The following is a 26,266-nucleotide window of genomic DNA, read 5'->3' on the forward strand; positions in this document are numbered from 1 at the left end:
TGAATGAGATTCCCATCACTTAGCGATTCGATTCTTTGCTAAGACTATTGCTTAAACAATGAGGATAGTACTATGAGAACTTTAGATTTCACTCCTTTATACCGCAACGCTATTGGTTTTGACCGTCTACTAAACATGATGGAAACTGGCGCAAACAATAACTCTCAAGGCGGTTACCCTCCATACAACATCGAACAAAAAGCGGATAATCAATACCGTATTACTATGGCGGTTGCAGGCTTTGCTGAAGATGAGTTGGATATTACCCAACAAGAAACCAGCTTGGTTGTGAGCGGTAAACGCAAAGAGGAAGAAGGTAAAAACTACATTTACCAAGGCATTGCTGAACGTGATTTTGAACGTAAATTCCAATTGGCGGATTACGTGAAAGTCATCGGTGCTTCAATGGAAAATGGTCTGCTACACATCGACCTAGAACGTGAAATTCCAGAAGCCATGCAACCACGCAAGATTGCAATTAACGGCAAAGCGCCAAGCAATCTATTGGAAGGCAAGAAAGACTAATTTAGGTTGAGTATTGGCAGAATTTGCTGCAATAAAGAAGTGAAAGAGCACCAATTGGTGCTCTTTTTATTTGTCAGCTATTTGCGTGTGAGACAGCAGTAAGAGTTTTTGGGTTATGGTAACCCAAAAGCTGAACAAGCTATTCTGCGTAGGCTTTTACCACTTCTTCAGCGATGATATTGATGCCTTTTTGCATCGCTTCATTGTCTTGAACATAGTTCATACGCAGACACTGATGAGCATGCTCCCACTCTTCTTTCTGACCGATAAAGAAATACTCTCCTGGCACAATCAATACACCACGAGCTTTGAGACGTTTATAAAGTTCCATGGTGGTAATCGGCAATTCATCGAACCATAGCCAGAGGAAAATCGCGCCTTCTGGTTTATGAATGCGAAAACGAGGATCGGTAATCGCTTCTTGCAGCATAGCGACCGCTTGCTGTGATTTCTCACGGTAGAAAGGCTTGATTACGTCTTGGCTTAAACGCAGTAAATCCCCTTGCTCAATCATGTGTTGTGCAATTGCAGGACCGATACTGCCCGGTGCTAGGCTAATGATGCCATTCATGTTGGCGAGAGCTTGGGTGATCGCTTCACTCGCAATCACAATGCCACAGCGCACACCGGGTAGGCCGAGTTTCGATAAGCTCATGCATAAAATAGTGTTGTCATTCCAAAATGGTTCGACATCTTCAAAAATGATGTTCGGAAACGGCAGTCCGTAGGCATTATCAATGATCAGCGGAATATTATTGGCGCGTGCTAGCTCATCGAGTTTGAGAATTTCTTCCTCGGTTAACACATTCCCAGTTGGGTTGGTTGGACGGGAAGTACAGATAGCAGCAATAGAATCATCGACTTGGAGCTGGTCGAAATCGACATGGTATTTAAACAAGCCATCATCGAGTAGCTCGATTTCCGGATGGTAAGAAATGAAAATATCGTCATCGATTCCTGCATCGCCATAGCCGAGGTATTCAGGGGCAAGGGGCAGTAAAATCTTTTTCTGTGTCCCGTCTGGTTGCTTACCAGCGAGTAGGTTAAACAGATAGAAGAATCCACTCTGACTACCATTGGTTAAGCTGATGTTTTTGGCAGAGATATCCCAACCATACGTGTCTTTAATCAGAGTAACTAACTGTTGAATAAACTGGTCCTTTCCTTGTGGGCCATCATAGTTAGTCATCGCTGAAATAAGTGAGCCGTCCTTGAGCATGTCTTCACTGGTTTGCTTGAAATAGTCGAGCATTTCAGGGATCGCCGCAGGATTACCACCACCGAGCATGATTGCTCCGGGAGTGCGTAGACCATCATTAAGATCGTCCATTAACTGGGTGATACCGGAATATCGATTAAATTTCTCGCCAAATGTAGAAAACTGCATTACTCGAATACCTAATTGTATGTTGTGTGTATTTTTAATAATGATGTTGGTGTAGAAAACACCTTGTTGAGTCATTATTGAACATACCGCATCAAACTGGTCGATCAAAGTAATAATTTGTTTTGGCGAAAAAAAGAAAGCCCGACTCGATAGAGTCGGGCTTTACGCTAAATAATATAGAATATTATGCTTATTTCTGAAGGAGAGAAATATCTGCGATTTCTAGGAATAGATTACGCAGGTTATTCAGTAGCGTTAGACGGTTCAATTTAAGTGCTTCGTCGTCTGCCATAACCATAACGTTATCGAAGAATGCATCCACGGGCTCACGTAGGTCAGCCAGTTTGGTTAATGCTTCTTGGTAGTTACCGGTTGCGAATGCTGGCTCAAGTGCTTCAGACATCACTGTTACCGCTTCTGCTAGCGATTTCTCTTGGTCTTCTTGAAGAAGGGCAAGATCGATTTCTTCTGCTAGTTCGCCGTCGAATTTCGCAAGGATGTTACCTACACGTTTGTTCGCTGCTGCTAGTGCTTCTGCTGCATCCAAACCACGGAAGTGAGATACCGCTTTAACACGTTGGTCAAAGTCCGCAGGTTTCGTTGGGTGGCGAGCAAGAACCGCTTGGATGATATCCACGCTGAAGCCTTCATCTTGGTACCATGCACGGAAACGACCTAGTATGAACTCCAATACGTCTTCTTCTACGTTCGCGTTAGTCAGTTTGTCACCAAATAGTGATTTCGCTTTCGCGATCAGGTCAACTAGGTCTAAGTGGTAACCGTACTCAACGATGATACGTAGAACACCTAGTGATGCGCGACGAAGTGCGAATGGGTCAGAACCTTTTGGTGCTTGGCCAATACCGAAGATACCTACGATAGTGTCTAGCTTGTCTGCCATTGCTACTGCTGCTGAAACGCCGTTACTTGGTAGTCGGTCACCCGCATAACGAGGCATGTATTGCTCGTTAAGTGCCACTGCAACTTGCTCATCTTCACCGTCGTGGCGAGCGTAGTGCATGCCCATAACACCTTGAGTTTCGGTAAATTCGAACACCATTGATGTCATTAGGTCACATTTAGCCAGTAGACCAGCGCGTTTTGCTTTTTCTACGTCAGTATCGATTTGCTCTGCAATATAGCCAGCAAGTTCAGTGATACGGTCCGTTTTGTCTTTGATTGTGCCCAGTTTCTTCTGGAAAATTGCTTTTTCTAAAAGAGGTAGGTTATCAATCAATTTCTGTTTACGGTCTGTATTGAAGAAGAATTCAGCATCCGCAAGACGTGGACGAACAACTTTCTCGTTACCTTCGATAACGTGGCGTGGCTCTTTAGATTCGATGTTAGATACGAAAATAAAGTTAGGCAGTAGGTTTTTGTTCTCGTCGTACACTGGGAAGTATTTCTGGTCACCTTTCATGGTGTAAACCAATGCTTCAGCAGGTACTGCTAAGAATTTTTCTTCGAATTTCGCAGTTAGAACCACTGGCCATTCAACTAGGCCTGTTACTTCTTCTACTAGGTCATCTTCAAGATCAGCCACGCCGCCAACTTTTGCCGCTGCAGCTTGAGAGTCTTTAATAATGATCGCTTTACGCGTTTCGTAGTCAGCAATGACTTTACCGCGTTCTTCAAGAATCGCTGGGTATTGTGATGCTGAATCGATGGTGAACTCAGGTTCGCCCATGAAACGGTGACCACGGATGGTACGCGCCGATTTCACGCCGAGGATTTCGCCTTCGATAAGGTCAGAATCCATCAGGATAGTTAGCGTTTTAACTGGACGAATAAACTGAGTTTCTTTGTCGCCCCAACGCATTGGTTTTGCGATTGGCAGGTTCGCTAGTGCTTTTGCTGCAAGTTCTACAATGATGTCTTGAGTCGGTTGACCTTTCACTTCTTGTTTGAACAGTAGCCACTCGCCTTTGTCGGTTTTTAGGCGGTCTGCTTGTTCAACAGTGATGCCATTACCGCGTGCCCAACCTTGAGCTGCTTTCGTTGCGTTACCCTCTGCATCGAACGCTACGTTCACTGCAGGACCACGTTTTTCAACGACTTTGTCAGATTGTGCTCCAGCAAGATCAGTTACTTTAAGCGCAAGACGACGTGGAGTTGCGTACCATTTCACACCTTGGTGAGACAGTTCTGCATCTTTCAGTTCTTTTTCAAAGTTTGCTGCAAACGCTTCTGCTAGGGTGCGCAGTTGAGTTGGTGGAAGTTCTTCAGTACCAAGCTCAATCAGAAATTCTTTAGCCATTGTTCTTCCCCTTATGCTTTGTCGTCTGATTTATTACACATAGGGAAACCTAGAGCTTCACGAGATGCGTAATAAGCTTCTGCTACTGACTTAGTTAAGTCACGAATGCGCAGAATGTAGCGTTGACGTTCAGTTACCGAGATCGCTTTACGCGCATCCAGTAGGTTGAACGAGTGCGCTGCTTTCAGAATGCGTTCATAAGCAGGAAGAGGAAGTGGTTTTTCTAGTGAAAGAAGGTGTTTACATTCTTTCTCACACTGATCGAAGTAAGTGAAGAGGAAATCCACATCAGCGTGTTCGAAGTTGTATGTTGATTGCTCAACTTCGTTTTGGTGGTAGATGTCACCGTAAGTCACTTTGCCTAGAGGACCATCAGTCCACACTAGATCATATACAGAATCAACGCCCTGAATGTACATTGCTAGACGTTCAATACCGTAAGTGATCTCACCAGTTACTGGTTTACACTCTAAGCCACCAACTTGTTGGAAGTAAGTAAACTGAGTTACTTCCATACCGTTTAGCCATACTTCCCAGCCTAGACCCCATGCGCCTAGAGTTGGGTTTTCCCAGTTATCTTCCACGAAACGAATGTCGTGAACTTGAGGATCAATACCCAGAACTTTAAGAGAACCTAGATATAGCTCTTGAATGTTGTCTGGAGATGGTTTGATCACTACTTGGAATTGGTAGTAGTGCTGTAGGCGGTTCGGGTTTTCGCCATAACGACCGTCAGTTGGACGACGAGATGGTTGAACGTAAGCCGTTGCCATTGGCTCTGGACCAAGAGCACGCAAGCATGTCATTGGGTGAGAAGTACCTGCACCTACTTCCATGTCTAATGGTTGAACAATGGTGCAGCCTTGTTGGGCCCAATAATCCTGCAGCGCGAGGATCATACCCTGAAAGGTTTTGATATCGTATTTTTGCATAGTCAGGTTCGCGCGATTCTTTCTGTCTAAAGTGATAAAAAATTGCCACCAAGTATACCTAGTTCTTAACCGACAAAGTAGAGGAAATCTTGTTTAATTATTGGGCGTTAATTTCGTTTAATGAATTTTTCCCTTATTAATACAGGGTTTTTCCTCGAAATACCGCACCTCTAGGGATTTAAGCTTGTGCTTTATATTTTTGGTCGCTATGATTCGGCCCGTCTTTGGGGAGTAGCTTATTGAACACGGCTTGTGTTTGGTTCGTTCGTCAACATAATCTCTGCCGCTATTTAACCCATTTAAGTATGCAGAGTGGCGCTCGAGACTCAGCACTTCGCTGAGTTTAGCAAGACCTTAGACAAACATCACAAACCGGGGTGGGGAGTGACGTTTGTCTATGGTTTTAAAATAATAATTCCCTGCCCCAATGAGCATGTCGTGAGCGTTTTAGCTGTTTCTATTAGTACTGTTGCGTTGGCCGAAATTGGCGATCGAACGCAGCTTCTTTCTCTTTTGTTAGTCAGTCGTTACCGTAAGCCTGTGCCAATCATATTGGCCATTTTGGCGGCAACCGTTGCAAACCATGCTTTAGCTGCGTGGCTTGGGGTGGTGGTAGCAGACTATATCACTCCAGAAATCCTGAAATGGGTCGTTGCTGCGAGTTTTTTGGCAATGGCTGGATGGATTTTGATTCCTGATAAAATCGATGACGATGAAACTATCTTGAATCATGGCCCATTTGTTGCGAGCTTTATCGCTTTCTTTATTGCTGAGATTGGGGACAAAACCCAGATCGCAACGTCCATTCTTGGGGCAAACTATGCGTCTCAGTTAGAATGGGTCGTTGTTGGTAGCACCATTGGTATGCTGTTAGCGAATGTGCCAGTGGTATTAATTGGTAAACTTTCTGCGGACAAAATGCCTTTAGCGCTGATTCGCAAAGTTACTGCTCTGCTATTTATTGGTTTGGCTGTAGGCTCTGTGTTTTACTAACAGAAAGTCGTAGATCACAGTCTGTCACAGAAATTGATTAAGAGTGATGGCGGGCATACCCAATAAATAACGCTCATGCTACTGTTTAAACAGTTAAGGCGGTTATCGAAAGAGGGCTGACTATGTTGACACGTTATACGGGTATGAGTGCTAAGAGCCAAAGTTATTTGTTTACCTTTGGTCTTTTGTTAACTTTCTTGGGTATGGCGTTAACGGATATGTGGTTACCCATGGTTGTCGGGGCGTTTATTCTTACTGGGTTAACGCTAGAGGCGTGGATTCGCGTGATTTATATCATGCCGTTACGGGAGGAGTTACGAACCTTGCATCGCGAGGTACATAAACTCCAATCTGAGCTTCATTCAATAAAAGACGAATAATAAAGAGGCTGCCAATGGCAGCCTCTTTTTCGATTAGCAACTACGCTAAACCTTTCCTAATAACATATAGATAAGGCACTGCATCCGTTTGTGCTTCGATAAGTTGATGATCCATAAAGCGGCAAAAGCTTGGGATGTCACGAGCAGTGGACGGATCATCTGCTTTTATCAGCAAAATATCGCCGTCTTGCATATTGCGTATGGTCTTTCTCACCATCATTACTGGTTCAGGACAACGTAGCCCCTCTGCTTCTAATGTCACAGTGGCTTCTTCAGGATTAAAATTCATGGGTAAACTCAAATTAGCAGTCGCGTTTGGGCGTAGATAATACTAGTGAAGAAAAAATATTCAACACAACCTTGGCAAAGTTACTTTTTTGTTATAATTTAATTAACAAGTTTGTAACAATGTGTGGCCGAAAAATGACATCACTCGACAGAATTACTATCTATGCTGTGTTGTGCTTTATTTCGATATGTTCTTTTTTTATGGGATCGCCTAATAACCACTCTCTGATGCCTTTGGTTGGACTTGTCGCGGCAGGAGGTGCGTTGTGGGCTGATATGAATCTGAAGAAAAAGAAGCCACTAGTGTCATCACCAGAAGATAATCAGTCACAGTAACCATTACTTCCATAACGACTCCAATAAGCATTACTATCCCGATTTTTCTTGGGCTTCCCCGTCGAAAGGCGGGATTTTTTTATAAAAAAACCACCGATATACGGTGGTTTTCACATCAGTAAAAACGAGTTACTTGGCTAAGAAGAAACGATAAGACGGGTTGTCGGTTTCGTCTTTGTATTGGTAGCTCAACTCAACGAGATGCTCTGAAAAACGAGCGAGATCATCGTTAGATAACTCAAATCCACACAGAACGCGACCATAGTCAGCTCCGTGATTGCGATAGTTGAACAGGCTGATATTCCAATGCGTCCCTAACGTACTCAAGAACTTCAATAATGCGCCTGGGTATTCAGGAAACTCGAAGCTATAAAGACGTTCTTGTAGTGGTTTAGACGGTTTGCCACCGATCATATAACGAATGTGCAGCTTGGCCATTTCATCATCAGAAAGGTCTTGGACTGGATAACCCGCATTATGCAGATCAGCAATGATGCTTTTCAGCTCTTCTTGACCGCCCGCGAGACGAACCCCAACGAAGATATTTGCCAATTGGTCATTGCCATAACGGTAGTTGAATTCCGTGACGGCACGTTCACCAATAATTTGGCAAAATTCGAAGAAAGCCCCTTTACGTTCTGGAATGGTGACAGCCAAAAGACCTTCACGTTTTTCACCTAATTCACAGCGTTCAGATACATAACGTAAGCCGTGGAAGTTGGTATTCGCACCGGATAGAACGGTGGCAAGTTTCTTATCAGATAGCTCGTTTTGTTCTGCGTATTTTTTCAAACCAGCAAGAGCAAGGGCACCGGATGGTTCTGCAATCGCGCGAGTATCTTCGAAAATATCTTTGACGGCTGCGCAGATTTCATCACTAGAGACACACACGTGACCATCGAGGTATTTTTGGCAAAGACGGAACGTTTCGTCTCCAATTCGTTTCACCGCCACACCATCGGCGAACATGCTAACTTGATCTAAAACGACCGGTTTGCCCGCATCAAGAGCTGCTTTCAAACAGGCTGAGTCTTCTGGTTCGACAGCGATTACTTTTACTTCTGGCATCAGTTGTTTGACCAATACCGCGATACCCGCCGCCAAACCACCGCCGCCGACAGGAACGAAGATGTAATCCAAGTTGCTGTTTTGTTGCAGTATTTCTAAGCCAATGGTGCCTTGCCCTGCAATCACTAATGGGTGATCGAAAGGTGGAACAAACGTATAACCATTTTCAGCAGCAAGGCGTTCAGCTTCACCTTTGGCTTCATCAAAGTTATTACCAAACAGCACAACATTACCGCCAAAGCCTTTTACCGCTGACACTTTAATGTCGGGGGTGGTTTTCGGCATAACGATGGTAGTACGAATGCCTAATTTGGATCCCGAAAGGGCCATACCTTGGGCATGGTTGCCTGCGGAGGCGGCAATAACGCCTGCTGCTTTTTGGTCTTCGGTTAGGCTCGAAACCATATTGTAAGCACCGCGCAATTTAAATGAGTGAACCGGTTGGCGGTCTTCTCGTTTAATTTGTACTTGGTTGCCAATGCGTTCGGAAAGGCGAGTCATCTCTTGCAGAGGAGACACATGGGCAACATCGTAAACAGGTGCTTTGATGATTTGGCGCAGATACTCTGCGCCAGTTGGTTTGGATTCGGTCATGCACTTAGTCCTCTAATTTGGATTTATCGCGCACGGCTCCTTTGTCAGCACTGGTTGCCATGCTGGCGTACGCTTTAAGTGCGAATGAAACTTCACGTTGGCGAGAAACAGGTTTCCAACCAAGTTTGTCTTGTTCGATGCGGCGTTGCTCCAGTTCGTCTTCAGTGACTTGGAGATCTATGGTGCGGTTTGGAATGTCGATAGCGATGGTATCGCCTGTTTTCACTAGACCGATGATGCCGCCATTGGCTGCTTCAGGTGATGCGTGACCGATAGAAAGACCAGAAGTACCACCAGAGAAACGACCATCAGTAAGTAGTGCACACTCTTTACCAAGTCCCATTGATTTTAGGTAAGTGGTTGGGTAAAGCATTTCTTGCATTCCTGGACCACCTTTAGGGCCTTCGTAGCGAATCACCACAACGTGACCTGCTTTTACTTTGCCACCAAGAATGCCATCAACCGCGTCTTCTTGGCTTTCAAACACGATAGCAGGGCCTGTGAATTTCAGAATGCTTTCATCAACACCTGCTGTTTTAACAATACAGCCATCCAGTGCGATATTACCTTTAAGAACCGCAAGGCCACCGTCTTGGCTAAAGGCCTTCTCTTTGGTACGAATACAACCGTCGGCACGGTCATCGTCTAGTGTGTCCCAACGGCAATCTTGCGAGAAGGCTTCAGTAGTACGGATGCCCGCAGGACCTGCACGGTAGAAGTCTTTCACTGCTTGAGTGCTGGTTTGCATTACATCGTATTGAGCAAGCTGCTCTTTCATTGATACACCTAGCACGGTTCGAGTCTCATCATGCAATAGGCCTGCACGTTGTAGCTCACCTAGAATACCCATTACGCCACCAGCGCGGTGCACGTCTTCCATGTGATATTTCTGAGTCGATGGTGCCACTTTACATAGGTGAGGCACTTGGCGAGATAGGCGATCAATATCCACCATATCAAAGTCTACGTCACCTTCTTGGGCTGCTGCGAGTAAGTGAAGAACCGTGTTGGTTGAGCCACCCATAGCGATATCAAGCGCCATCGCGTTTTCAAACGCATCTTTAGAGGCAATGCTACGAGGTAAAGCAGTTTCGTCATCTTGTTCGTAGTAGCGTTTGGTTAATTCAACAATGCGACGACCGGCACTTAAAAATAGCTCTTTGCGGTCGGCGTGAGTCGCAACCAATGAACCGTTACCTGGTTGAGATAGACCAAGAGCTTCAGTAAGACAGTTCATTGAGTTTGCGGTAAACATACCAGAACATGAACCACAAGTTGGACAAGCGGAACGTTCTACTTGTTCTACTTGCTCATCGGTTACGGTTGGATCGGCGCCTTGCTTCATCGCGTCAATAAGGTCGAGTTTGATGATCTGATCAGAAAGCTTGGTTTTGCCTGCTTCCATCGGACCGCCAGAAACGAAAATTACTGGGATGTTCAAGCGCATTGACGCCATCAGCATTCCCGGGGTGATTTTGTCACAGTTAGAAATACACACCATGGCATCCGCGCAGTGCGCATTCACCATGTATTCTACTGAGTCGGCAATCAATTCACGAGAAGGCAGGGAATACAGCATGCCGCCATGACCCATTGCGATACCGTCATCTACAGCAATGGTGTTGAATTCTTTAGCGATACCACCAGCAGCTTCGATTTCGCGCGCGACCATTTGACCAAGGTCTTTAAGGTGAACGTGGCCTGGTACAAATTGAGTGAAAGAGTTAACCACAGCGATGATTGGCTTACCAAAATCACCTTCTTTTACACCCGTTGCACGCCAAAGTGCACGTGCACCTGCCATGTTTCTTCCGTGAGTTGTTGTTGCCGAACGATATTTAGGCATTGCTTTGTTCCTTGTTAATTTTATGTGGTTCAACCAAGGCAGTTCTATGTTTTGATTGGCTTGTCTGTGGTTGAACTTTCGTGTTTGCCTGTGCTTTGAGTGCTCGCTTTTAATGCGAGTGAACTGAGTTCCTGCGATATTGCGGACGAACGAAAATCCTCAATATAAGTTCACACCTGATGGGGTATTGACCCAAAATCAGGCATGAATAATAGGCACTCCATTATGCACAAATTTTTTGCTGTAAGTTGTTGTTGGGTAGTTCATCTATTTTGATCTTAGTGACCTCAACAGTACGCACATCCCACAATTTTTCAATTTGGTTAGTGAGTGTAGTAATCGGTCTGTCGCTATCAACAATGATCTCTACACTGGCGATTTTGCTTTCATGGTTCTGAGTGCCAGCGACTTGACGAATAATGAAACCGCGGTGGCGTACGACACGAAGAACACGCTCTAGTAATACGGGTTTGTCATCCGCTTTTATGTCGATAAGATATCTTTGCATTTTCTTTCTCCTACGTGTTTTCCAACATGTCGCTATTTGATGCACCTGGTGGAACAAGCGGCCATACGTTTTCTTCTTCGTCAATTTCTACGTGCAGTAGATACGCAGTTTTACTTGCTAGCATCTCTTTTAGCGCTGGCTCAACTTCTTCTTTCTTGGTAATGGTTTTACCTGGAATGTTGAAGGCTTTCGCTAGCATCACGAAATCAGGGTTGTCATCAAGAATGGTTTCGCTATGGCGTCCATCAAAGAACAGTGATTGCCACTGGCGTACCATGCCCAAACGTTGGTTGTTAAGCAGTACCATTTTTACTGGGATTTGACGACGTTTTAAGGTGCCTAGCTCTTGTACGTTCATCATAAAAGAGCCATCACCTGAGATAAGGATAGATTGATCTTCAGGACGTGCTACAGCAGCTCCCATTGCCGCCGGTAACCCAAAGCCCATGGTGCCTAGACCTGCAGAAGAGATAAAGTTTTGCGGTTCACGAGGTTGAATATGCTGTGCTGACCACATTTGGTGTTGGCCCACATCGGTCGATACCATGGCAGAATCCGGCATCATATCGGATAGCTGTTTTAGTAGCAGTGGGGCATAAATAGCATCACCTGGGTGGTCGTAACGCCATTGGTGTTCTTGACGCAATTCTGAGCAGTGTTGCAACCAAGAGGCGATGTCATGAGTTAATTCTAGTTGGGGAAGAATCAGGTTAATGTCGCCACGTAAGGCCGCATTAGCGTGACGAAGTTTATTGAATTCAGCCGCATCAATATCCAGATGAATGACTTTGGCTTCAGGCGCAAAGGTATCTAATTTGCCTGTCACTCGGTCGTCAAAACGTGCCCCTACTACGATTAACAGGTCACTCTCCTGTACCACCAAGTTTGCTGCTTTAGTTCCGTGCATACCCAGCATACCTAAGTAATTAGGATTATGACGATCAATGGTGCCTAGCCCTTTTAAAGTGCTCACTGATGGCATTGGATTGGCCGTAAGAAACTGACGAACGGTGTCAGTTGCATGAGCCAATTGTACGCCGCCACCTACATAAAGAACCGGACGCTGGCTTTTGCCTAACATCTCTTGAGCTTGTGCAAGTTGCAGATCATCGACTACAGGGGTAGCTGGTGGTGTAAATGCTGGAATATGTTCGGCAGGGGATTGAGCTAATTGGACATCTTTAGCGATATCAACGATAACAGGACCTGGTCGGCCGGCCTGAGCAACTTCAAAAGCTTCTGCAAGAGTGGGAGCGAGTTCATTAATATCGGTAACAAGGTAACTGTGTTTGGTACAGGAAAGGGACATACCGATAACGTCCATTTCTTGAAAAGCGTCGGTACCAATGTGGGAGCTGGCGACTTGACCGGTGATGGCGACGAGAGGAACGGAATCAAGAAATGCATCGGCTAAACCTGTGACTAAGTTGGTCGCGCCTGGTCCTGAGGTTGCCATGCAAACCGCCACTTTCTGTGTGGCCCTTGCCATACCTATAGCCGCCATTGCAGCTCCCTGCTCATGACGACATAGAACGTGTTCTACACCACCATCGTACAGCGCATCATAGATTGGCATGATGGCACCGCCGGGGTATCCAAAAACGGTTTGAATCCCCTGTTGCTTTAGGGCTGCAACGACTAATTGTGCTCCGGTCATCGTGCCTCCCCATTACTACACTGCGGCGTGTAGTGTTTTGTTGTGTTGTGTTTGCACTTCATGTGCCACTCCCATTCTTCCGATTCTTTCTGACCAAGTATTGGTCAGATTGGCTATTTTATGTCTGTATTTAGTTGTAAAAAAACCCCCGGACTTTTCAGTGCGGGGGTTTTAAAATTTGGTGGTTTATCTAGCGCCCACAAGCCCCCGCGCGGTGCCAATAATGACCACGAGAATAAGGCTAATAATAGAGAGGTTGTGTGCGTTAAAAATCATTCTGTTTTTTTCTTAAATTGCTGTGATGTTGTTAAGAAATATCCTGTAGCCATAGTGGTATCACATTGTTCTGTTATCTGACAAGCAAAAACTCATTCTTTTTTCATATTAATTTATCGTCTCCTTTGGGTATATAACTATAAGTGGCGATATGAATAATGACGTATCTATTCGCTGAATGCTTTTTAATCAATAGGTAATGTGTTTATGGGACTGGCGATTATCCACAGTCGAGCAAGTGTTGGGGTAGAAGCCCCTTCTGTTACTGTGGAAGTGCATATCAGCAATGGTATGCCTGGGTTTACCCTTGTGGGGCTTCCGGAAACCACAGTAAAAGAGTCGCGTGATCGAGTGCGCAGTGCCATTGTTAACTCCAATTTTGAGTTTCCCGCCAAAAGAATCACGGTCAATTTGGCACCTGCGGATCTTCCTAAAGAGGGAGGTCGTTTTGATCTGCCAATTGCATTAGGGATTTTGGCTGCGGCAGAACAAATTCCGGCAACTCATTTAGATGGCTATGAGTTTTTAGGGGAGCTAGCACTGTCGGGCGATTTACGTCCAGTGAAGGGCGTGTTGCCTGCTGCTCTAGCGGCTAACCGCGAGAAGCGCTGTTTAATTGTTCCAGATGAAAATGGCGATCAAGCCGCGTTAGTTGGTAAGGATACCCATAAGTCGGCGCAAACTCTTTTAGATGTGTGCGCGCAGTTATGCGGACAGAAAAACTTATCGTTGTTTCAAACCAATACGCCGATAACAGCATCCGACTCAACGCGAGACTTGCAAGATATTATTGGTCAGCAACAAGGCAAGCGAGCTTTGGAAATTGCTGCAGCAGGTAATCATAATTTGCTTTTTCTGGGGCCTCCTGGCACAGGGAAAACCATGTTGGCTTCGCGCCTTTGCGATCTGTTACCACAAATGAGTGATGATGAAGCGATGGAAACTGCGTCAGTTGCATCCCTTACTCAGCAAGAGATCAATCAACATAACTGGAAGCAGAGACCGTTTCGTGCTCCCCATCATTCAAGTTCCATGGCTGCTTTGGTTGGGGGAGGAACCATCCCCAGGCCCGGAGAGATTTCTCTCGCGCACAATGGATTGCTCTTTTTAGATGAAATGCCAGAGTTTGAGCGTAAGGTGCTCGATTCACTGCGTGAGCCGCTTGAGTCAGGAGAAATCATCATTTCACGAGCGCAGGGTAAAACACGGTTTCCAGCTCGTTTTCAGCTAGTGGGTGCACTCAATCCTAGTCCTACAGGCTATTATGAGGGCAATCAGGCACGAGCTAATCCGCAGGTGATTCTGCGCTACTTGAGTCGTTTATCTGGTCCATTACTGGATCGCTTTGATATGTCGATTGAGATACCGGCGCTTCCCAAAGGTACATTGGCCAATGGTGGTGACCGCGGTGAATCTACTCAAGAAGTTCGACAGAGAGTGCTTGAGGCTCGCGAGGTGATGCTCGAGCGTTCGGGTAAGGTCAATGCGCTACTGCAAAGTCGAGAGATTGAACGCTATTGCCAGCTAGAAAAAGCCGATGCGGAATTTTTAGAAAGCGCGTTACATCGGCTGGGACTCTCTATTCGGGCTTATCATCGCATTATCAAGGTGGCGCGCACGATTGCCGATTTGCAGGGCGAGGATCGAATTCAACGAGTACATCTGGCTGAAGCACTTGGTTACCGAGCAATGGATAGGTTGTTGAAGCAGTTAACCGCACAGTCAATCTAGTTGTCTGACCATCGAAAGAAACATTTCATAAAAGGATTAAGCTAGTATAATTACACGCTGTTTTTTTGTTCGCTCCTTGTAGTTGTATTATGCTGGCTTACCCTCTTTTAGTTATCAATGTGTTATTGGTGTTGCTTAACACGGCAGTTAACTCGTTAATTATCTGCCTGATTGCGATCATCAAGTTATTCTTGCCAACCGCAAAAATGAAAATCTGGGCAACTCGAGCCGCAGATAAATCGATGTGGCTATGGGCAACCGTCAATACTGGCATACTTGCGCTTTCTAACCGTGTCGAGTGGGAGATTGAGGGGTTAGATGAGCTAAAAAAAGATGGCTGGTATTTGATGATCAGTAACCACCTGAGCTGGACAGATATTGTTGTGCTTTGCAGTGTGTTTAAAGATCGCATACCAATGCCTAAATTTTTTCTAAAACAACAATTGTTGTACGTTCCCTTTGTTGGAATGGCGTGTTGGGCTTTGGATATGCCCTTTATGCGTCGTTATTCTCGAGAGTATTTGTTGCGTCATCCTGAAAAACGCGGCCAAGATTTAGAGACCACGCGTCGCTCGTGCAGCAAGTTTAAATACAACCCAACGACGGTAGTGAACTACGTTGAAGGTACTCGGTTTACCCCAGAGAAGCGCCGGCAAACTCGTTCTTCATATCAACATTTGTTGCAGCCAAAAACCGGTGGTATTGCCTATACTTTGGCGGCCATGGGAGAGCAGTTTGAGAACATCATTGATGTCACCTTGGCGTATCCTGATAACTTGGATAAACCATTTCGCGACATGTTGATGGGAAGAATGAAGCGCATTGTGGTGAAGGTGAAAATCCTACCGATGGACGAGCAAGTGACGGGCGATTACTTTAATGACAAGCAGTATAAGCGCCAGTTTAACCAGTGGTTGAACACCGTTTGGGAAGGAAAAGACGCCACGCTAAAAACCATTCATAAAACACATTAAAATCCAAAGAAAAGGGAGCCTATGGCTCCCTTTTTTAATCGGTTAACTTTGTGACCACTTACTTTTTAAGCAAGTAGTTTACGAGATCGTAGAATTCATCAATGGATTTTAAGCTGCCCATTTCTACTAAGTATTGGTTGTTTACCACAATAGAAGGAACACCTTGCAAGCCTTTTGCTTGGAAGTCTTTATCGCCGCGACGAGCCATTGAATCTACCGCGAAGCCGTTAAATGCATCATCAAATTTCTTACCATCAACCCCATGATCAACGAATATTTGACGTAGCTCTTCGACATTTTTTGGTGCATTACGTTGATTATGAATACGGTCAAACATCACAGGAATCATTTTGTCTTTAACATTCAATGCAACCATAGTCGCAAAGGCTTTGCTCATGTTAAAGCCCATGTTACCGCCCATAAAAGAAACGTGGTTTTTCTCGAGTTTCACACCGTCAGGAAGGTGGCTATCAAGTTTTGAAATGATAGGTTCAAAGGCATTACAGTGTGGGCAGTAGAATGAGAAAAATTCTACAACACTAGGTTGTGTTGAGTGAGGTTGATCGAGAACCTTGTAGTTCACATCTTCCTTATACTGAGCAGCATATGCCGATACGCTCAACATGAGAGTTGCAACGAGTGCAAACAGCTTTTTCATCAGGTTCTCCATTATCTTTATCTTTGTCGACTAAAATGTATTACCACTGTGGTGTGAGCGACAATGGTGTTTCGGCTAGAGCAGCGATTTGTTCCTTAAATGCCAGTACTTGGCTTTCCCAATACTTAGGGTCATTGAACCAAGGAAAAGCGAGAGGAAAAGCAGGATCATTCCAACGTTTCGCCAACCAAGCCATATAATGCACCATTCGTAGACCACGTAATGGCTCTATTAGTTTCAATTCGTGTTCATTAAAATCGCAAAACTCTTGATAACCTTCAAGTAGAATATCCAGTTGTACTAATTTATCTGCGCGTTCTCCATTGAGCAGCATCCATAAATCTTGCACGGCTGGGCCGTTTCTCGCATCGTCCAAATCAACAAACATTGGGCCATCGCGCCACAAAATATTACCCGGATGGCAATCGCCATGCAGACGAATGAGTTGTTGTTTAGCAGGCCATAGCGGTTCAATAGTACGAATGAGTAGGTCTAAATCGCTGAAAAAAGCAGTTTGTAAATGCAAAGGAACAAAATCGGCATGCTCCAAAACCTTTTTGGGTTGATAGAGATAGTCATCCAATGAAATGGTAGGACGATGTTGAAAAGAGCGTGCAGATCCTACTTTATGAATCCGTCCTAAAAAGCGACCAACCCATTCTAGCTGTTCTTCATTATCCACTTCAAACTGACGCCCGCCAACACTATGAAACAGGGCAAAGCGATATCCTTGATAGTGATGTAAGGTTTCGCCATTAATCATAATGGGAGCGGCAAGAGGAATTTCATGTTCTGCTAGCTCTAAAGCAAAGTCATGTTCTTCTTGAATTTGGTCTACACTCCAGCGTTCTGGTCGATAAAACTTCACCACATAACGATGTCGTTCTTCGTCAGTGAATTGATAAACGCGGTTTTCATAACTGTTTAAAGGTAATAGCCCAGATTCGGCGCGAACCCCGATACTTTCCAGTGCGTACCACATGAAATCGGGAGTGAGCGCATCAAAGTTAAAATTGGCTTGTGTCATTAGAGACCGTCGTGACCGATGAATGGTTCTGTTATTGTAACCATGACAGACAAGGAATGTAGAATTAGTTTTACTGGATAAGAAAAGAAATAAGAGAAAGAAAATACAGTAGCCGATAAGGGACTACTGTATTTATTTAATCAGTCTATGATGCCACGAGCGCGTAAGATTGCAGTTTTAAAATCTTCTTCGTAATCTTTTTTCAGACCAGGAATGGCTTCTGTTTTATCGCTGTTACGCATTTTAAGATGGTAGATCAGAACATCATCAGTGAGTTCTTCAATTGGTTGTTTAAATCCGGCTTCACCAGCAAGTTTGATCAGAAACTGAATGAGGTTCATTTCGGATTCTTTATCCCACTCAGACTCTAGAAGTTCGAGCAATTCTTCTACGCGATGGCATGTCATGGCTTTCTCCACAATTATTGTAATGATTTGGTTTAAAGGTACCAAATTGTGGTGGGAATACCAATTGAGAGGCAAGAAAAAAGCGCAGTGATGCTGCGCTTTTTAATTAAGCTGCCTTAACAACGTTTGTTTCCGGTAATGTAGTGTGCACATTACGTTCGACAAGTGACGCTGCAGGAGCGGTTTTTTTAGCCACTGTAGTGTATGCAAAGCCATTACGGCGACGCATTGCGCTACGGTTGGTTTGAGAAAACCTGACGGTTGTTGGTCGCATTGTTCTACCTAACTGTCAGGCACATCCATTGCCGATGAAAAACCTAAGCAATCATGAGTTGATCTTCATACTGCGAAGTGGTGAAGGGTGGCTCTTTTTGGCAAGTGCCGATCCTAAATAATTGCTCAGGACTTGATATGAAAACATATCGAAACAAGGTTACCATTTTGCCTAACATTGGTCGATAGTTAACCAGCTCATATTAGACTAAAGAAATAGGTTATTTGCTAACCACTGTTGAGTTTTGCACCAATTTCTCGTTAGTATGAGAGTTAACTCAGTGATAGGAGGTGTATATGTCATTACTTAAAAAGACCCTCTCAAGCTTTGGAATAGGGACTGCTAAAATCGAAGCCGTTTTGCAGCAAGAAGTGTTGTATCCGGGGCAGAAGGTTCAAGTTCATCTTCATATTTATGGTGGTGCACATGAACAAGTAATTGAGCATCTGGATGTTAAGCTGCGTTGTCGATATATCGCAGAAGCGGCAGTCGATACGGAGTCGGATTTTGTTCCATTAAGACAAAGAGTCGATGAAACTTACACGTTAGCTCATTGGTCATTGGTTAACGCTCTCATCATTAAGCCTGGAGAAACCCAATTGGTGGAGGCTACCTTGGAAGTGCCTTGGAATACTCCCGTGACCATTGGAGATAACAAGGTTTGGTTAGATACAGAGTTAGGCCATGATCAACCGCTTGTGAAAGACCAACATAGTGTTACGGTACGCCCAGATCATTTGCTCGATAGTATTTTTTCTGCATTGGAGTCTTATGGCTTAAGGTTGCGCCAAGTCGAATGTGAAGCGCTTGATGGGTTTACTCTTCCATTTGGTCAAGAGTTTGAGCTGGTTCCTATCTATGGTCCCTATCAGGGTGCTCTGCGTGAATTAGATATCTTCGCCTATCGTGATAAAGATGCCATTCAAATGTGGTTGGATGTGGATAGGCCACAACGAGGCCGTTTGACTCTTTTGGGTGACGAAGTCAGTCAAGGAAAAGTGACACATCACCTTACGTTGCATAATGGCTGTAATGATGCGGATGCTCAACAAGTTGTCGTGGAAGCTTTAGAACGTTATGAAATGGAAAATTAAGTTAGTATTAGTACATTCAGCTTACATGTGTAAGTTGAATGTGCCATACTCTGCTCGAAGACACATCCACAATGAAGGTGCCTATGTCGAGCCAAAAATACAGCTCAAAAGAAGAAATTGCCAATTCTGTTAGTCATGGATTAGGCTTGATCCTCGGCATTGTTGGCTTAGTGTTGTTACTAGTTAAAGCAGAACAGCATCGTGCCGATGCTCTTACCATCACCAGCATGAGTATTTATGGCGGCAGTATGATCGCCCTATTTCTTGCATCCACCTTGTATCATGCGATACCCCACCCCAAAGCCAAGCGTTGGCTAAAAACCTTTGATCACTGTGCGATTTATTTACTCATTGCTGGCAGTTATACCCCTTTCTTATTGGTCGGACTACGTACGCCTTTAGCGATTGGATTGATGATTGTTATTTGGGCAATTGCTCTGATGGGGATCATCATGAAAGTGGCTTTTGTTTACCGCTTTAAGCGTGCGTCACTCATTACTTATTTGGTGATGGGATGGTTGTCGCTCGCGGTGATATATCAACTGGCGTTGCACATAGATGTAGGAGGATTAACCCTGCTTGCTGCCGGAGGTGTGGTTTACTCGTTAGGTGTGATTTTTTACGTGGCTAAACGAATTCCGTTTAACCACGCAATTTGGCATGGTTTTGTGTTGGCTGGGTGTGCCTGCCATTTCTTAGCGATTTACTTCTACATTCAGCCTGTTTAGCGAGTTTCTACCGCTGAGATTGTCGCTTTTAGCTGATAGCGGTTATGGGAAGGTACTGTGATGCGCAGTACTTTACCATTCTCTGCGGTTTGTGGGCGCAAGTACGTGTCCCCCATGCGTTTAATGGATTGCCATACCGCATTGTTCCCCTCTTGGAGTAAGTTGCCTTGCTCATCATACAATGACCATTGGATCTGAACTTGAATCACCGACTGGCGGCTTTGGTTGGTGATAGCGGTTGGAATCACTAATTCACCATTCCTGTAGGTGGCTGCATTCAATACCACATCGACACCTGAGTCGCTTAATTGCAAAAGTGGCTTGTGACTCGTTACGTCAATCGTTGTTCCTCGTATCTTCGGCTGCACAATGGGAGCCGCCACGACTGCTGGCACTGATTTGGTGGCGGTAGTGTGCGTTTCTTTTTTCAGAGGCTCAATATACTGCCACGTAAAATCGCTGTTGAGTTGTACTTGGCGACCATCTTTTAAGGTGACTAATTCAGATGCTTGGCTCATACCGGCCCAAACCAACAATAGAGCAGAAATAACGGTTTTCATTTTGTTACCTTATCGACGCCAGAAGGCGGGGAAGAACACGACCAAAATGGTCAAAATTTCCAGTCGGCCCATCAACATGCCAAAGCTTAGAACCCACTTAGCTGCGTCAGGTAAAGATGCAAAATTACCCGTTGGGCCAATCACTTTTCCCATGCCCGGACCAACGTTCGACACAGCGGTAATGGATCCGGAAATACTGGTCAATGGATCGAGTCCCATTGCAGAGAGAATTCCGGCAATAACAATAATGGTAAGACCAAACGTAATACCGAATGCTACCACAGAGCGTACGATATCTTCGTTAACCGGGCGTTGGTTGTAGCGTTGAACGAATACCCCATTCGGATGGATAAGATTCAACATCTGTTTTTTCAGAAGTGCCATCGCAATTTGGAAGCGGAAAATTTTAATCCCACCAGCCGTTGAGCCTGAGCAGGCTCCGGTCATCATTAAGAAGATGAACATGGTGCTTGGTAGGGCACCCCACGCAGTAAAGTCATCTAAGCCAAAGCCTGTCGTTGTGACAACAGAAACAATATTGAACATAGAGACACGCAGAGCGTCAAAAAATGGGTAGCTGTTATGCAAGGTTAACCAAATGGCTACGGTGAGACTGGTGATCATAAATAACCAGAAGAAACCACGCACCTGAGCATCTTGAAAAATATCTTGTGGGCGACGTTTGCGCACTGATGTGACCAACAGCAAAAATGGCAGACCACCTAAGAACATAAACACAATTGCTACCCAATGAGCACCTTTTGAAAAGTGATTCATTGACCCATCGGAAGTGGAATACCCACCCGTGGAAAGCGTAGTAAAGGCGTGATTGATGGCTTCAAACGGCGTCATGCCAGTGAGCATATAGCCAATGATACAAAGTGCTGTCAGTATCAAATAAACCGATACGATGTTTTTGGCGACGGTTTTGGCGCGCGGACTACTTTTATCTGACCAGTCTGATGATTCGGTTTGGAACAGCTTCATCCCACCCACGTTAAGCATGGGCAAAATCGCTACAGCCATAACGATGAATCCAACTCCTCCTAACCACTGTAAAATAGAACGCCACAGTAATATCGCTGGAGCCATATTGTCTAAGCCACTAAGAACAGTAGAACCGGTGGTGGTCAGCCCAGACATCGTTTCAAAGTAGGCATCTGTGAAACTGATGTGATTGATAAAAAGGAAAGGTAGTGCAGCAAACACACTCGCCAGTGTCCATACCAAGCTGGTAATTAGGAACATATCCCGCACATTAAGCCGGAAGTTTTTTGTTCGGCCCATCGTCAGGCAAATAAAAGAACCAATGTGGGTGATGATGACGGCTTCAGCAAAGCTAATAAAGCCGCCAGTTCCGGTAACGAATGCAACAATAGTTGGCACATACATAAAGAGAGCTAGCTTAGAAAGCACTAGCCCTAATACAAATAAAATGGGGCGCAAATTTAGCATAACGCCGATAACCTATAAGAAGAATGGGCTTGGTTGGAAAAGGGCTTCGACGTCGGAAACGTATTTTTTGTTCACGAGGAACATTACGACGTGGTCTTCTGACTCAATCACAATATTGTCGTGAGCAATCAACACTTCATCGCCACGCACGATAGCACCAATGGTGGTGCCCGGTGGCAATTTGATTTCCCCAATGGCTTTACCCACCACTTTGGATGTGCTTTCGTCGCCATGAGCAACAGCCTCAATAGCTTCGGCTGCGCCGCGACGTAACGATGATACGTTAACAATATCAGCACGACGTACATGGGTTAACAGCGCAGAAATGGTGGCTTGTTGAGGGGAAATTGCCACATCAATGGCTCCACCTTGCACTAGGTCAACATAGGCACCACGTTGAATCAGCACCATCACTTTTTTCGCGCCCATGCGTTTGGCAAGCATGGCCGACATGATGTTGGTTTCATCTTCATTGGTCAGTGCAATAAACACATCCACTTGGTCGATGTTTTCTTCGGTAAGTAGCTCTTGGTCTGCTGCATCACCGCAAAATACGATAGTATTTTCTAACTCTTCAGAGAGGTGTTCAGCTCGTTGATAACTGCGTTCAATCAGTTTGACGCTATAGTTGTGTTCGAGTTTTTTCGCCAAACTCGCACCAATGTTACCACCACCCACAATCATGATGCGGCGATACGGCTTTTCGAGTCGCTGTAGTTCACTCATGATTGAGCGAATGTGGTTACTCGCTGCAACGAAAAATACTTCGTCATCAGCTTCAATAATGGTGGTACCTTGAGGGCGAATAGGACGTCCTTGGCGGAATATCGCGGCAACACGAGTGTCGATGTGAGGCATGTGTTCGCGTAATGCTGAAAGAGCATTACCCACAAGTGGACCACCGTAATAGGCTTTAACGGCAACCAGGCTGACTTTCTCTTCAGCAAAGCTTACCACTTGTAGTGCTCCTGGATATTGAACTAAGCGTTCGATGTAACTGGTGACCAATTCTTCAGGAGCAATAAGGTGATCAACCGGCACTGCACCTGATTGAAAAAGAGCTTCTTTTTCTGCTAGGTATTGAGGAGAACGAATACGTGCGACTCGGTTTGGGGTATTAAACAGTGAAAATGCGACTTGGCATGCTGCCATATTGGTTTCATCGGTATTGGTTACCGCTACCAGCATATCGGCATCTTGTGCGCCTGCTTCGCGTAATACATCAGGGTGACTGGCGTGGCCAGTCACGACTCGCAAATCATATTTATCTTGCAGTTCTCGCAGGCGTTCGCTGCTTTTATCAACGATAGTTATGTCGTTGTTTTCTCCGACTAAGTTTTCAGCCAGGGTTCCACCGACTTGCCCTGCTCCAAGAATGATGATTTTCATACCTTGTTCTCTTTTATTTGCAGTAAAGGCAGCGAATGCTGCCTCTGCTTGCTGTTTGTTACGCTTGTTTGGTCAGAACGGCATAATAGAAGCCGTCCATGTCCTCTTCACCAGGGAGGATTTGACGTCCAGGTTGCTCGCGATCCGAGTCTAAAAGCTCGGCATCTGCGGTGCGCTCTAAAAACGCCTTCACCTGCAGGGTATTTTCCTGAGGTGTGATCGAACAGGTAGCATAAACTAAAGTGCCACCAGGTTTTAACTGTTGCCACATTGCATCCAAAATTTCACTTTGCAGATCGGCAAGTGCTTGGATGTCTTCAGCACGGCGCAGCCACTTAATGTCAGGGTGGCGGCGAATAACGCCAGTCGCTGAGCAAGGCGCATCAAGCAGAATACGGTCAAATTGCCCGCCTTTCCACCATTGTTGTGGATAACGAGCGTCGCCACAGAGAACGGTGGCTCGCAAATTGAGGCGATCCAAATTTTCGTATACACGCTTTAAGCGCGTTTCATCATTATCGATCGCAACAACTTCTTTTGCTGCGGTGCGCTCCAAAATATGGGCAGTTTTACCGCCAGGAGCTGCACAGCAGTCAAGAATCGTTTCACCGTCTTGAGGTTTTAGGTAGTGATAAGACAATTGTGCTGCCGCATCTTGTACCGATACCCAACCTTGTTCAAATCCAGGTAGTTTCGTTACGTCACAAGGGCTGGCTAATTTCAATGCGTCTTCTGCTTGGCTATGAATAGAGGTTTCAATGCCTTGTTCGTCCAATAATGCTTGGTATTCATCACGGTCGTGGTGGGAGTTATTCACTCGCAGCCACATAGGTGCTTTTACATTATTTGCTTCAACAATGCTTTCCCATTGTTCTGGATAGCTCGCTTTGAGCAGTTTAAGCAACCAGCTTGGGTGGCCGTATTTACCCGCATCATGACTAACGGCTTTTGCATCCAGCTCGTCTTGTTGACGTTGGTAATTACGTAACACAGCGTTGATAAGGCCGCGCAAACGAGGACCACGCAAATCTTGAGTCGCTTCTACGGTTTCACCAACCGCTGCGTGAGCAGGAACACGCATTGAACTCAATTGATAAATACCAATGAGTATCAGATGGTGAAACACTCGCTGCTTACCTTTTAATGGTTTGTCCATCAATGCATTAGCGATAGACTCTAAACGAGGTAAAAAGCGAAGTGCCCCGTAACACATCTCCTGTAATAGAGCGTGATCTCGTGGTGTGATTTTCTGTTGAGCAGCCGGTAAAGCCGCTGAAAGTGAGTACCCTTGATCAACTACATGATACAGAACTTGGGCAGCCGCAGCGCGAACATTCATGGAAAAACCTATTTAAAAAGACATCGACCCTATCAATATAGGGTCGCGAGATTAATTCAATTGTGTGCCAACTTCAAACCAAGCTGCACGGGAGTTTAAGATATCTTGTACTGGCATGGCGCGTTTTCCTGGAATCTGAAGTTGCTCCAAAACAAGAACGCCTTGGCCAGTTGCAACGTAAATGCCTGTTTTGTCAGCTTTTACAATCGTTCCGGCGGGTTTGGTTGTTTCCATTTTTTCCACACGAGCTTGCCATACTTTGATGGCGTTATCGTCAACAGAAAAGTGACTCATTGGCCATGGATTAAAGGCGCGTACGCAACGTTCAATTGCTGCAGCATCCATGGACCAATCAATTTGAGCTTCTTCTTTGCTGAGTTTCTTCGCGTAGTTAGCCTGTTCATCGTCTTGCTTAACAGCAACGGCATTGCCAGCTGCGATGTCATTTAAACAATCCAGAAGCGCTTTTGGTCCTAGTTCAGCGAGTTTTTCATACATCGCGCCACTGGTGTCAGTTGCTTCAATTGGCAATTTAGCTACTTTGAGCATATCGCCAGTATCCAAACCCACGTCCATTTGCATGATGGTCACGCCAGTTTCTGCATCGCCCGCCCAAATAGAACGCTGAATCGGTGCGGCACCACGCCAGCGAGGAAGCAGTGAACCATGAACGTTGATGCAACCAAGTTTAGGTGTTTCAAGTACGTCTTGGGGCAGTAATAAACCGTACGCGACGACAACCATGATATCGGCGTTGAGATCCGCCAGTTCTTGTTTTGCTTCGTCAGATTTAAAGTTTACCGGCTGATAAACCGGAATATCATGTTCTAACGCGAGCATTTTTACTGGGCTTGCGGTGAGTTTTTTACCACGACCTGCGGGGCGGTCTGGTTGGCTATACACTGCAATAATTTCATGCTCCGAAGACAATAACGCCGCCAAGTGACGGGCGGCGAAATCCGGAGTTCCTGCAAAGACAATGCGTAATGATTGGCTCAAGGTTACCTCTCTATTATTCTAATTTTTTTCGTTGAAGCGTTTGATTTTTTCCAACTTTTCTTTGATTCGCTTGCGTTTCAAAGGCGATAAATAATCAACAAACAACTTACCTTCTAAATGGTCAAGTTCATGTTGTACGCAAATCGCGAGTAAATCATCCGCTTCAAACTGATATTCTTTACCATCACGGTCGAGTGCTTTGACGGTGACTTCAGCTGCACGAGGTACAAGAGCGCGTGCTCCTGGAACAGACAAACAGCCTTCTTCGATGCCATCTTCGCCACGTTTATCCAAAATTTCAGGATTAATGAGTACCATTGGGTCATTGCGGTCATCTGAAATATCGATAACAACAATACGTTGATGGATATTCACCTGAGTAGCAGCAAGGCCAATGCCTTCTTCGTCATACATGGTATCGATCATGTCATCGACGATTTTTTGGATTTCAGGCGTGACCTCTTTAACCGGTTTAGCAACGGTACGAAGACGATCATCTGGAAATGTTAATACTTGCAATACAGACATATACACTCAAAATGTTGAACTGTGCCGAAACAGGCAAAAGCTTATTGGCTCAATTC

Annotated in this window: 25 protein-coding genes; 7 read left to right on the top strand and 18 right to left on the bottom strand. The window is 45.1% G+C overall.

Annotation, left to right across the window (positions count from 1 at the left end; genetic code table 11):
* Positions 1-72 precede the first annotated feature (72 nt).
* Complete coding sequence (locus JCM16456_RS00065; RefSeq protein WP_068711283.1) at positions 73-525, top strand: Hsp20 family protein; 453 nt, start codon at positions 73-75, stop codon at positions 523-525.
* A 139-nt stretch (positions 526-664) separates the two neighbouring features.
* On the opposite strand, the gene JCM16456_RS00070 is transcribed toward JCM16456_RS00065, so the two are convergent.
* The 3 genes from JCM16456_RS00070 to glyQ all read right to left on the bottom strand — a co-directional run bounded on the left by JCM16456_RS00070 (position 665) and on the right by glyQ (position 5,101).
* Entirely contained in the window at positions 665-1,912 is a 1,248-nt protein-coding gene (locus tag JCM16456_RS00070; protein WP_068715818.1) for a valine--pyruvate transaminase, read from the bottom strand.
* Positions 1,913-2,102: 190 nt separating this feature from the next.
* The gene (gene glyS / locus JCM16456_RS00075) at positions 2,103-4,169 is read right to left on the bottom strand and encodes a glycine--tRNA ligase subunit beta (RefSeq protein ID WP_068711285.1); all 2,067 of its coding nucleotides are present in this window, start codon (positions 4,167-4,169) and stop codon (positions 2,103-2,105) included.
* An 11-nt stretch (positions 4,170-4,180) separates the two neighbouring features.
* Positions 4,181-5,101, bottom strand: a complete 921-nt coding sequence (gene glyQ / locus JCM16456_RS00080; RefSeq protein WP_068711287.1) for a glycine--tRNA ligase subunit alpha — start codon at positions 5,099-5,101, stop codon at positions 4,181-4,183.
* A gap of 438 nt (positions 5,102-5,539) precedes the next feature.
* Here glyQ and JCM16456_RS00085 point away from each other — a divergent pair, with 438 nt between their 5' ends.
* Together JCM16456_RS00085 and JCM16456_RS00090 are read left to right on the top strand one after the other, a co-directional pair.
* On the top strand, positions 5,540-6,094 hold the full coding sequence (locus tag JCM16456_RS00085) for a TMEM165/GDT1 family protein (RefSeq protein ID WP_068711289.1): 555 nt from the start codon (positions 5,540-5,542) through the stop codon (positions 6,092-6,094).
* A 122-nt stretch (positions 6,095-6,216) separates the two neighbouring features.
* Positions 6,217-6,474 (top strand): hypothetical protein, encoded by a 258-nt coding sequence (locus JCM16456_RS00090; RefSeq protein ID WP_068711291.1) that lies wholly within the window; start codon positions 6,217-6,219, stop codon positions 6,472-6,474.
* A 40-nt stretch (positions 6,475-6,514) separates the two neighbouring features.
* Here JCM16456_RS00090 and tusA read toward each other — a convergent pair whose 3' ends face one another.
* From tusA to ilvG, 5 genes are all read right to left on the bottom strand, one after another.
* Positions 6,515-6,763: a sulfurtransferase TusA gene (tusA, locus tag JCM16456_RS00095; RefSeq protein ID WP_068711293.1), complete on the bottom strand. Its 249-nt coding sequence runs from the start codon at positions 6,761-6,763 to the stop codon at positions 6,515-6,517.
* Positions 6,764-7,227: 464 nt separating this feature from the next.
* Positions 7,228-8,760 (bottom strand): threonine ammonia-lyase, biosynthetic, encoded by a 1,533-nt coding sequence (ilvA, locus tag JCM16456_RS00100; protein WP_068711295.1) that lies wholly within the window; start codon positions 8,758-8,760, stop codon positions 7,228-7,230.
* Between the two features lie 4 nt (positions 8,761-8,764).
* Positions 8,765-10,606, bottom strand: a complete 1,842-nt coding sequence (gene ilvD / locus JCM16456_RS00105; protein ID WP_068711297.1) for a dihydroxy-acid dehydratase — start codon at positions 10,604-10,606, stop codon at positions 8,765-8,767.
* A gap of 223 nt (positions 10,607-10,829) precedes the next feature.
* Positions 10,830-11,114 (bottom strand): acetolactate synthase 2 small subunit, encoded by a 285-nt coding sequence (ilvM, locus tag JCM16456_RS00110; RefSeq protein WP_068711299.1) that lies wholly within the window; start codon positions 11,112-11,114, stop codon positions 10,830-10,832.
* A 10-nt stretch (positions 11,115-11,124) separates the two neighbouring features.
* Complete coding sequence (ilvG, locus tag JCM16456_RS00115; RefSeq protein ID WP_068711301.1) at positions 11,125-12,771, bottom strand: acetolactate synthase 2 catalytic subunit; 1,647 nt, start codon at positions 12,769-12,771, stop codon at positions 11,125-11,127.
* A 483-nt stretch (positions 12,772-13,254) separates the two neighbouring features.
* Here ilvG and JCM16456_RS00120 point away from each other — a divergent pair, with 483 nt between their 5' ends.
* Both JCM16456_RS00120 and JCM16456_RS00125 read left to right on the top strand, forming a co-directional pair.
* A complete protein-coding gene (locus tag JCM16456_RS00120; RefSeq protein WP_068711303.1) occupies positions 13,255-14,778 on the top strand; it encodes a YifB family Mg chelatase-like AAA ATPase in 1,524 nt (507 codons plus the stop codon).
* Positions 14,779-14,867: 89 nt separating this feature from the next.
* Positions 14,868-15,752 (top strand): acyltransferase, encoded by an 885-nt coding sequence (locus tag JCM16456_RS00125; RefSeq protein WP_068711305.1) that lies wholly within the window; start codon positions 14,868-14,870, stop codon positions 15,750-15,752.
* A gap of 58 nt (positions 15,753-15,810) precedes the next feature.
* Here JCM16456_RS00125 and JCM16456_RS00130 read toward each other — a convergent pair whose 3' ends face one another.
* The 4 genes from JCM16456_RS00130 to JCM16456_RS24025 all read right to left on the bottom strand — a co-directional run bounded on the left by JCM16456_RS00130 (position 15,811) and on the right by JCM16456_RS24025 (position 18,118).
* On the bottom strand, positions 15,811-16,410 hold the full coding sequence (locus JCM16456_RS00130) for a thiol:disulfide interchange protein DsbA/DsbL (protein WP_068711307.1): 600 nt from the start codon (positions 16,408-16,410) through the stop codon (positions 15,811-15,813).
* Positions 16,411-16,450: 40 nt separating this feature from the next.
* Positions 16,451-17,437, bottom strand: a complete 987-nt coding sequence (locus JCM16456_RS00135) for a serine/threonine protein kinase (RefSeq protein WP_068711309.1) — start codon at positions 17,435-17,437, stop codon at positions 16,451-16,453.
* Between the two features lie 140 nt (positions 17,438-17,577).
* The gene (locus JCM16456_RS00140) at positions 17,578-17,844 is read right to left on the bottom strand and encodes a YihD family protein (RefSeq protein ID WP_068711311.1); all 267 of its coding nucleotides are present in this window, start codon (positions 17,842-17,844) and stop codon (positions 17,578-17,580) included.
* A gap of 106 nt (positions 17,845-17,950) precedes the next feature.
* Positions 17,951-18,118 (bottom strand): hypothetical protein, encoded by a 168-nt coding sequence (locus JCM16456_RS24025; protein WP_169795765.1) that lies wholly within the window; start codon positions 18,116-18,118, stop codon positions 17,951-17,953.
* A 296-nt stretch (positions 18,119-18,414) separates the two neighbouring features.
* On the opposite strand from JCM16456_RS24025, the gene JCM16456_RS00145 reads away from it, so the two are divergent.
* Together JCM16456_RS00145 and trhA are read left to right on the top strand one after the other, a co-directional pair.
* Positions 18,415-19,212 carry a sporulation protein gene (locus tag JCM16456_RS00145; RefSeq protein WP_068711313.1) on the top strand — a complete coding sequence of 266 codons (798 nt, stop codon included), beginning with the start codon at positions 18,415-18,417 and terminating at the stop codon, positions 19,210-19,212.
* Between the two features lie 83 nt (positions 19,213-19,295).
* The gene (gene trhA / locus JCM16456_RS00150) at positions 19,296-19,940 is read left to right on the top strand and encodes a PAQR family membrane homeostasis protein TrhA (RefSeq protein ID WP_068711315.1); all 645 of its coding nucleotides are present in this window, start codon (positions 19,296-19,298) and stop codon (positions 19,938-19,940) included.
* Here the strand turns inward: trhA and JCM16456_RS00155 are convergent.
* From JCM16456_RS00155 to def, 6 genes are read right to left on the bottom strand one after another with little or no spacing between them, the layout of a single operon-like run.
* Positions 19,937-20,500, bottom strand: a complete 564-nt coding sequence (locus JCM16456_RS00155) for a DUF3157 family protein (RefSeq protein WP_068711317.1) — start codon at positions 20,498-20,500, stop codon at positions 19,937-19,939. The two genes, trhA and JCM16456_RS00155, sit on opposite strands and share 4 nt — an antisense overlap.
* A gap of 9 nt (positions 20,501-20,509) precedes the next feature.
* Positions 20,510-21,955, bottom strand: a complete 1,446-nt coding sequence (locus tag JCM16456_RS00160) for a TrkH family potassium uptake protein (protein ID WP_068711319.1) — start codon at positions 21,953-21,955, stop codon at positions 20,510-20,512.
* Between the two features lie 12 nt (positions 21,956-21,967).
* Positions 21,968-23,344, bottom strand: a complete 1,377-nt coding sequence (gene trkA, locus JCM16456_RS00165) for a Trk system potassium transporter TrkA (RefSeq protein WP_068711321.1) — start codon at positions 23,342-23,344, stop codon at positions 21,968-21,970.
* 58 nt (positions 23,345-23,402) lie between these two features.
* Positions 23,403-24,683 (bottom strand): 16S rRNA (cytosine(967)-C(5))-methyltransferase RsmB, encoded by a 1,281-nt coding sequence (gene rsmB / locus JCM16456_RS00170; RefSeq protein WP_068711323.1) that lies wholly within the window; start codon positions 24,681-24,683, stop codon positions 23,403-23,405.
* A gap of 51 nt (positions 24,684-24,734) precedes the next feature.
* Positions 24,735-25,682, bottom strand: coding sequence for a methionyl-tRNA formyltransferase (gene fmt / locus JCM16456_RS00175; RefSeq protein ID WP_068711325.1), 948 nt, complete (start codon positions 25,680-25,682; stop codon positions 24,735-24,737).
* A gap of 18 nt (positions 25,683-25,700) precedes the next feature.
* Entirely contained in the window at positions 25,701-26,210 is a 510-nt protein-coding gene (gene def, locus JCM16456_RS00180) for a peptide deformylase (protein ID WP_068711327.1), read from the bottom strand.
* Between the last annotated feature and the right edge of the window lie 56 nt (positions 26,211-26,266).

The organism is Vibrio tritonius (genome assembly GCF_001547935.1).
Lineage (GTDB): Bacteria > Pseudomonadota > Gammaproteobacteria > Enterobacterales > Vibrionaceae > Vibrio > Vibrio tritonius.

What these genes read in the sequence shown, in the direction of transcription:
- JCM16456_RS00065 (WP_068711283.1), top strand. Translation starts at nt 73, where the DNA reads ATGAGAACTTTAGATTTCACTCCTTTATACCGCAACGCTATTGGTTTT.
- JCM16456_RS00070 (WP_068715818.1), bottom strand. Translation starts at nt 1,912, where the DNA reads ATGCAGTTTTCTACATTTGGCGAGAAATTTAATCGATATTCCGGTATC.
- glyS (WP_068711285.1), bottom strand. Translation starts at nt 4,169, where the DNA reads ATGGCTAAAGAATTTCTGATTGAGCTTGGTACTGAAGAACTTCCACCA.
- glyQ (WP_068711287.1), bottom strand. Translation starts at nt 5,101, where the DNA reads ATGCAAAAATACGATATCAAAACCTTTCAGGGTATGATCCTCGCGCTG.
- JCM16456_RS00090 (WP_068711291.1), top strand. Translation starts at nt 6,217, where the DNA reads ATGTTGACACGTTATACGGGTATGAGTGCTAAGAGCCAAAGTTATTTG.
- tusA (WP_068711293.1), bottom strand. Translation starts at nt 6,763, where the DNA reads ATGAATTTTAATCCTGAAGAAGCCACTGTGACATTAGAAGCAGAGGGG.
- ilvA (WP_068711295.1), bottom strand. Translation starts at nt 8,760, where the DNA reads ATGACCGAATCCAAACCAACTGGCGCAGAGTATCTGCGCCAAATCATC.
- ilvD (WP_068711297.1), bottom strand. Translation starts at nt 10,606, where the DNA reads ATGCCTAAATATCGTTCGGCAACAACAACTCACGGAAGAAACATGGCA.
- ilvM (WP_068711299.1), bottom strand. Translation starts at nt 11,114, where the DNA reads ATGCAAAGATATCTTATCGACATAAAAGCGGATGACAAACCCGTATTA.
- ilvG (WP_068711301.1), bottom strand. Translation starts at nt 12,771, where the DNA reads ATGACCGGAGCACAATTAGTCGTTGCAGCCCTAAAGCAACAGGGGATT.
- JCM16456_RS00120 (WP_068711303.1), top strand. Translation starts at nt 13,255, where the DNA reads ATGGGACTGGCGATTATCCACAGTCGAGCAAGTGTTGGGGTAGAAGCC.
- JCM16456_RS00125 (WP_068711305.1), top strand. Translation starts at nt 14,868, where the DNA reads ATGCTGGCTTACCCTCTTTTAGTTATCAATGTGTTATTGGTGTTGCTT.
- JCM16456_RS00130 (WP_068711307.1), bottom strand. Translation starts at nt 16,410, where the DNA reads ATGAAAAAGCTGTTTGCACTCGTTGCAACTCTCATGTTGAGCGTATCG.
- JCM16456_RS00135 (WP_068711309.1), bottom strand. Translation starts at nt 17,437, where the DNA reads ATGACACAAGCCAATTTTAACTTTGATGCGCTCACTCCCGATTTCATG.
- JCM16456_RS00140 (WP_068711311.1), bottom strand. Translation starts at nt 17,844, where the DNA reads ATGACATGCCATCGCGTAGAAGAATTGCTCGAACTTCTAGAGTCTGAG.
- JCM16456_RS24025 (WP_169795765.1), bottom strand. Translation starts at nt 18,118, where the DNA reads ATGCGACCAACAACCGTCAGGTTTTCTCAAACCAACCGTAGCGCAATG.
- JCM16456_RS00145 (WP_068711313.1), top strand. Translation starts at nt 18,415, where the DNA reads ATGTCATTACTTAAAAAGACCCTCTCAAGCTTTGGAATAGGGACTGCT.
- trhA (WP_068711315.1), top strand. Translation starts at nt 19,296, where the DNA reads ATGTCGAGCCAAAAATACAGCTCAAAAGAAGAAATTGCCAATTCTGTT.
- JCM16456_RS00155 (WP_068711317.1), bottom strand. Translation starts at nt 20,500, where the DNA reads ATGAAAACCGTTATTTCTGCTCTATTGTTGGTTTGGGCCGGTATGAGC.
- JCM16456_RS00160 (WP_068711319.1), bottom strand. Translation starts at nt 21,955, where the DNA reads ATGCTAAATTTGCGCCCCATTTTATTTGTATTAGGGCTAGTGCTTTCT.
- trkA (WP_068711321.1), bottom strand. Translation starts at nt 23,344, where the DNA reads ATGAAAATCATCATTCTTGGAGCAGGGCAAGTCGGTGGAACCCTGGCT.
- rsmB (WP_068711323.1), bottom strand. Translation starts at nt 24,683, where the DNA reads ATGAATGTTCGCGCTGCGGCTGCCCAAGTTCTGTATCATGTAGTTGAT.
- def (WP_068711327.1), bottom strand. Translation starts at nt 26,210, where the DNA reads ATGTCTGTATTGCAAGTATTAACATTTCCAGATGATCGTCTTCGTACC.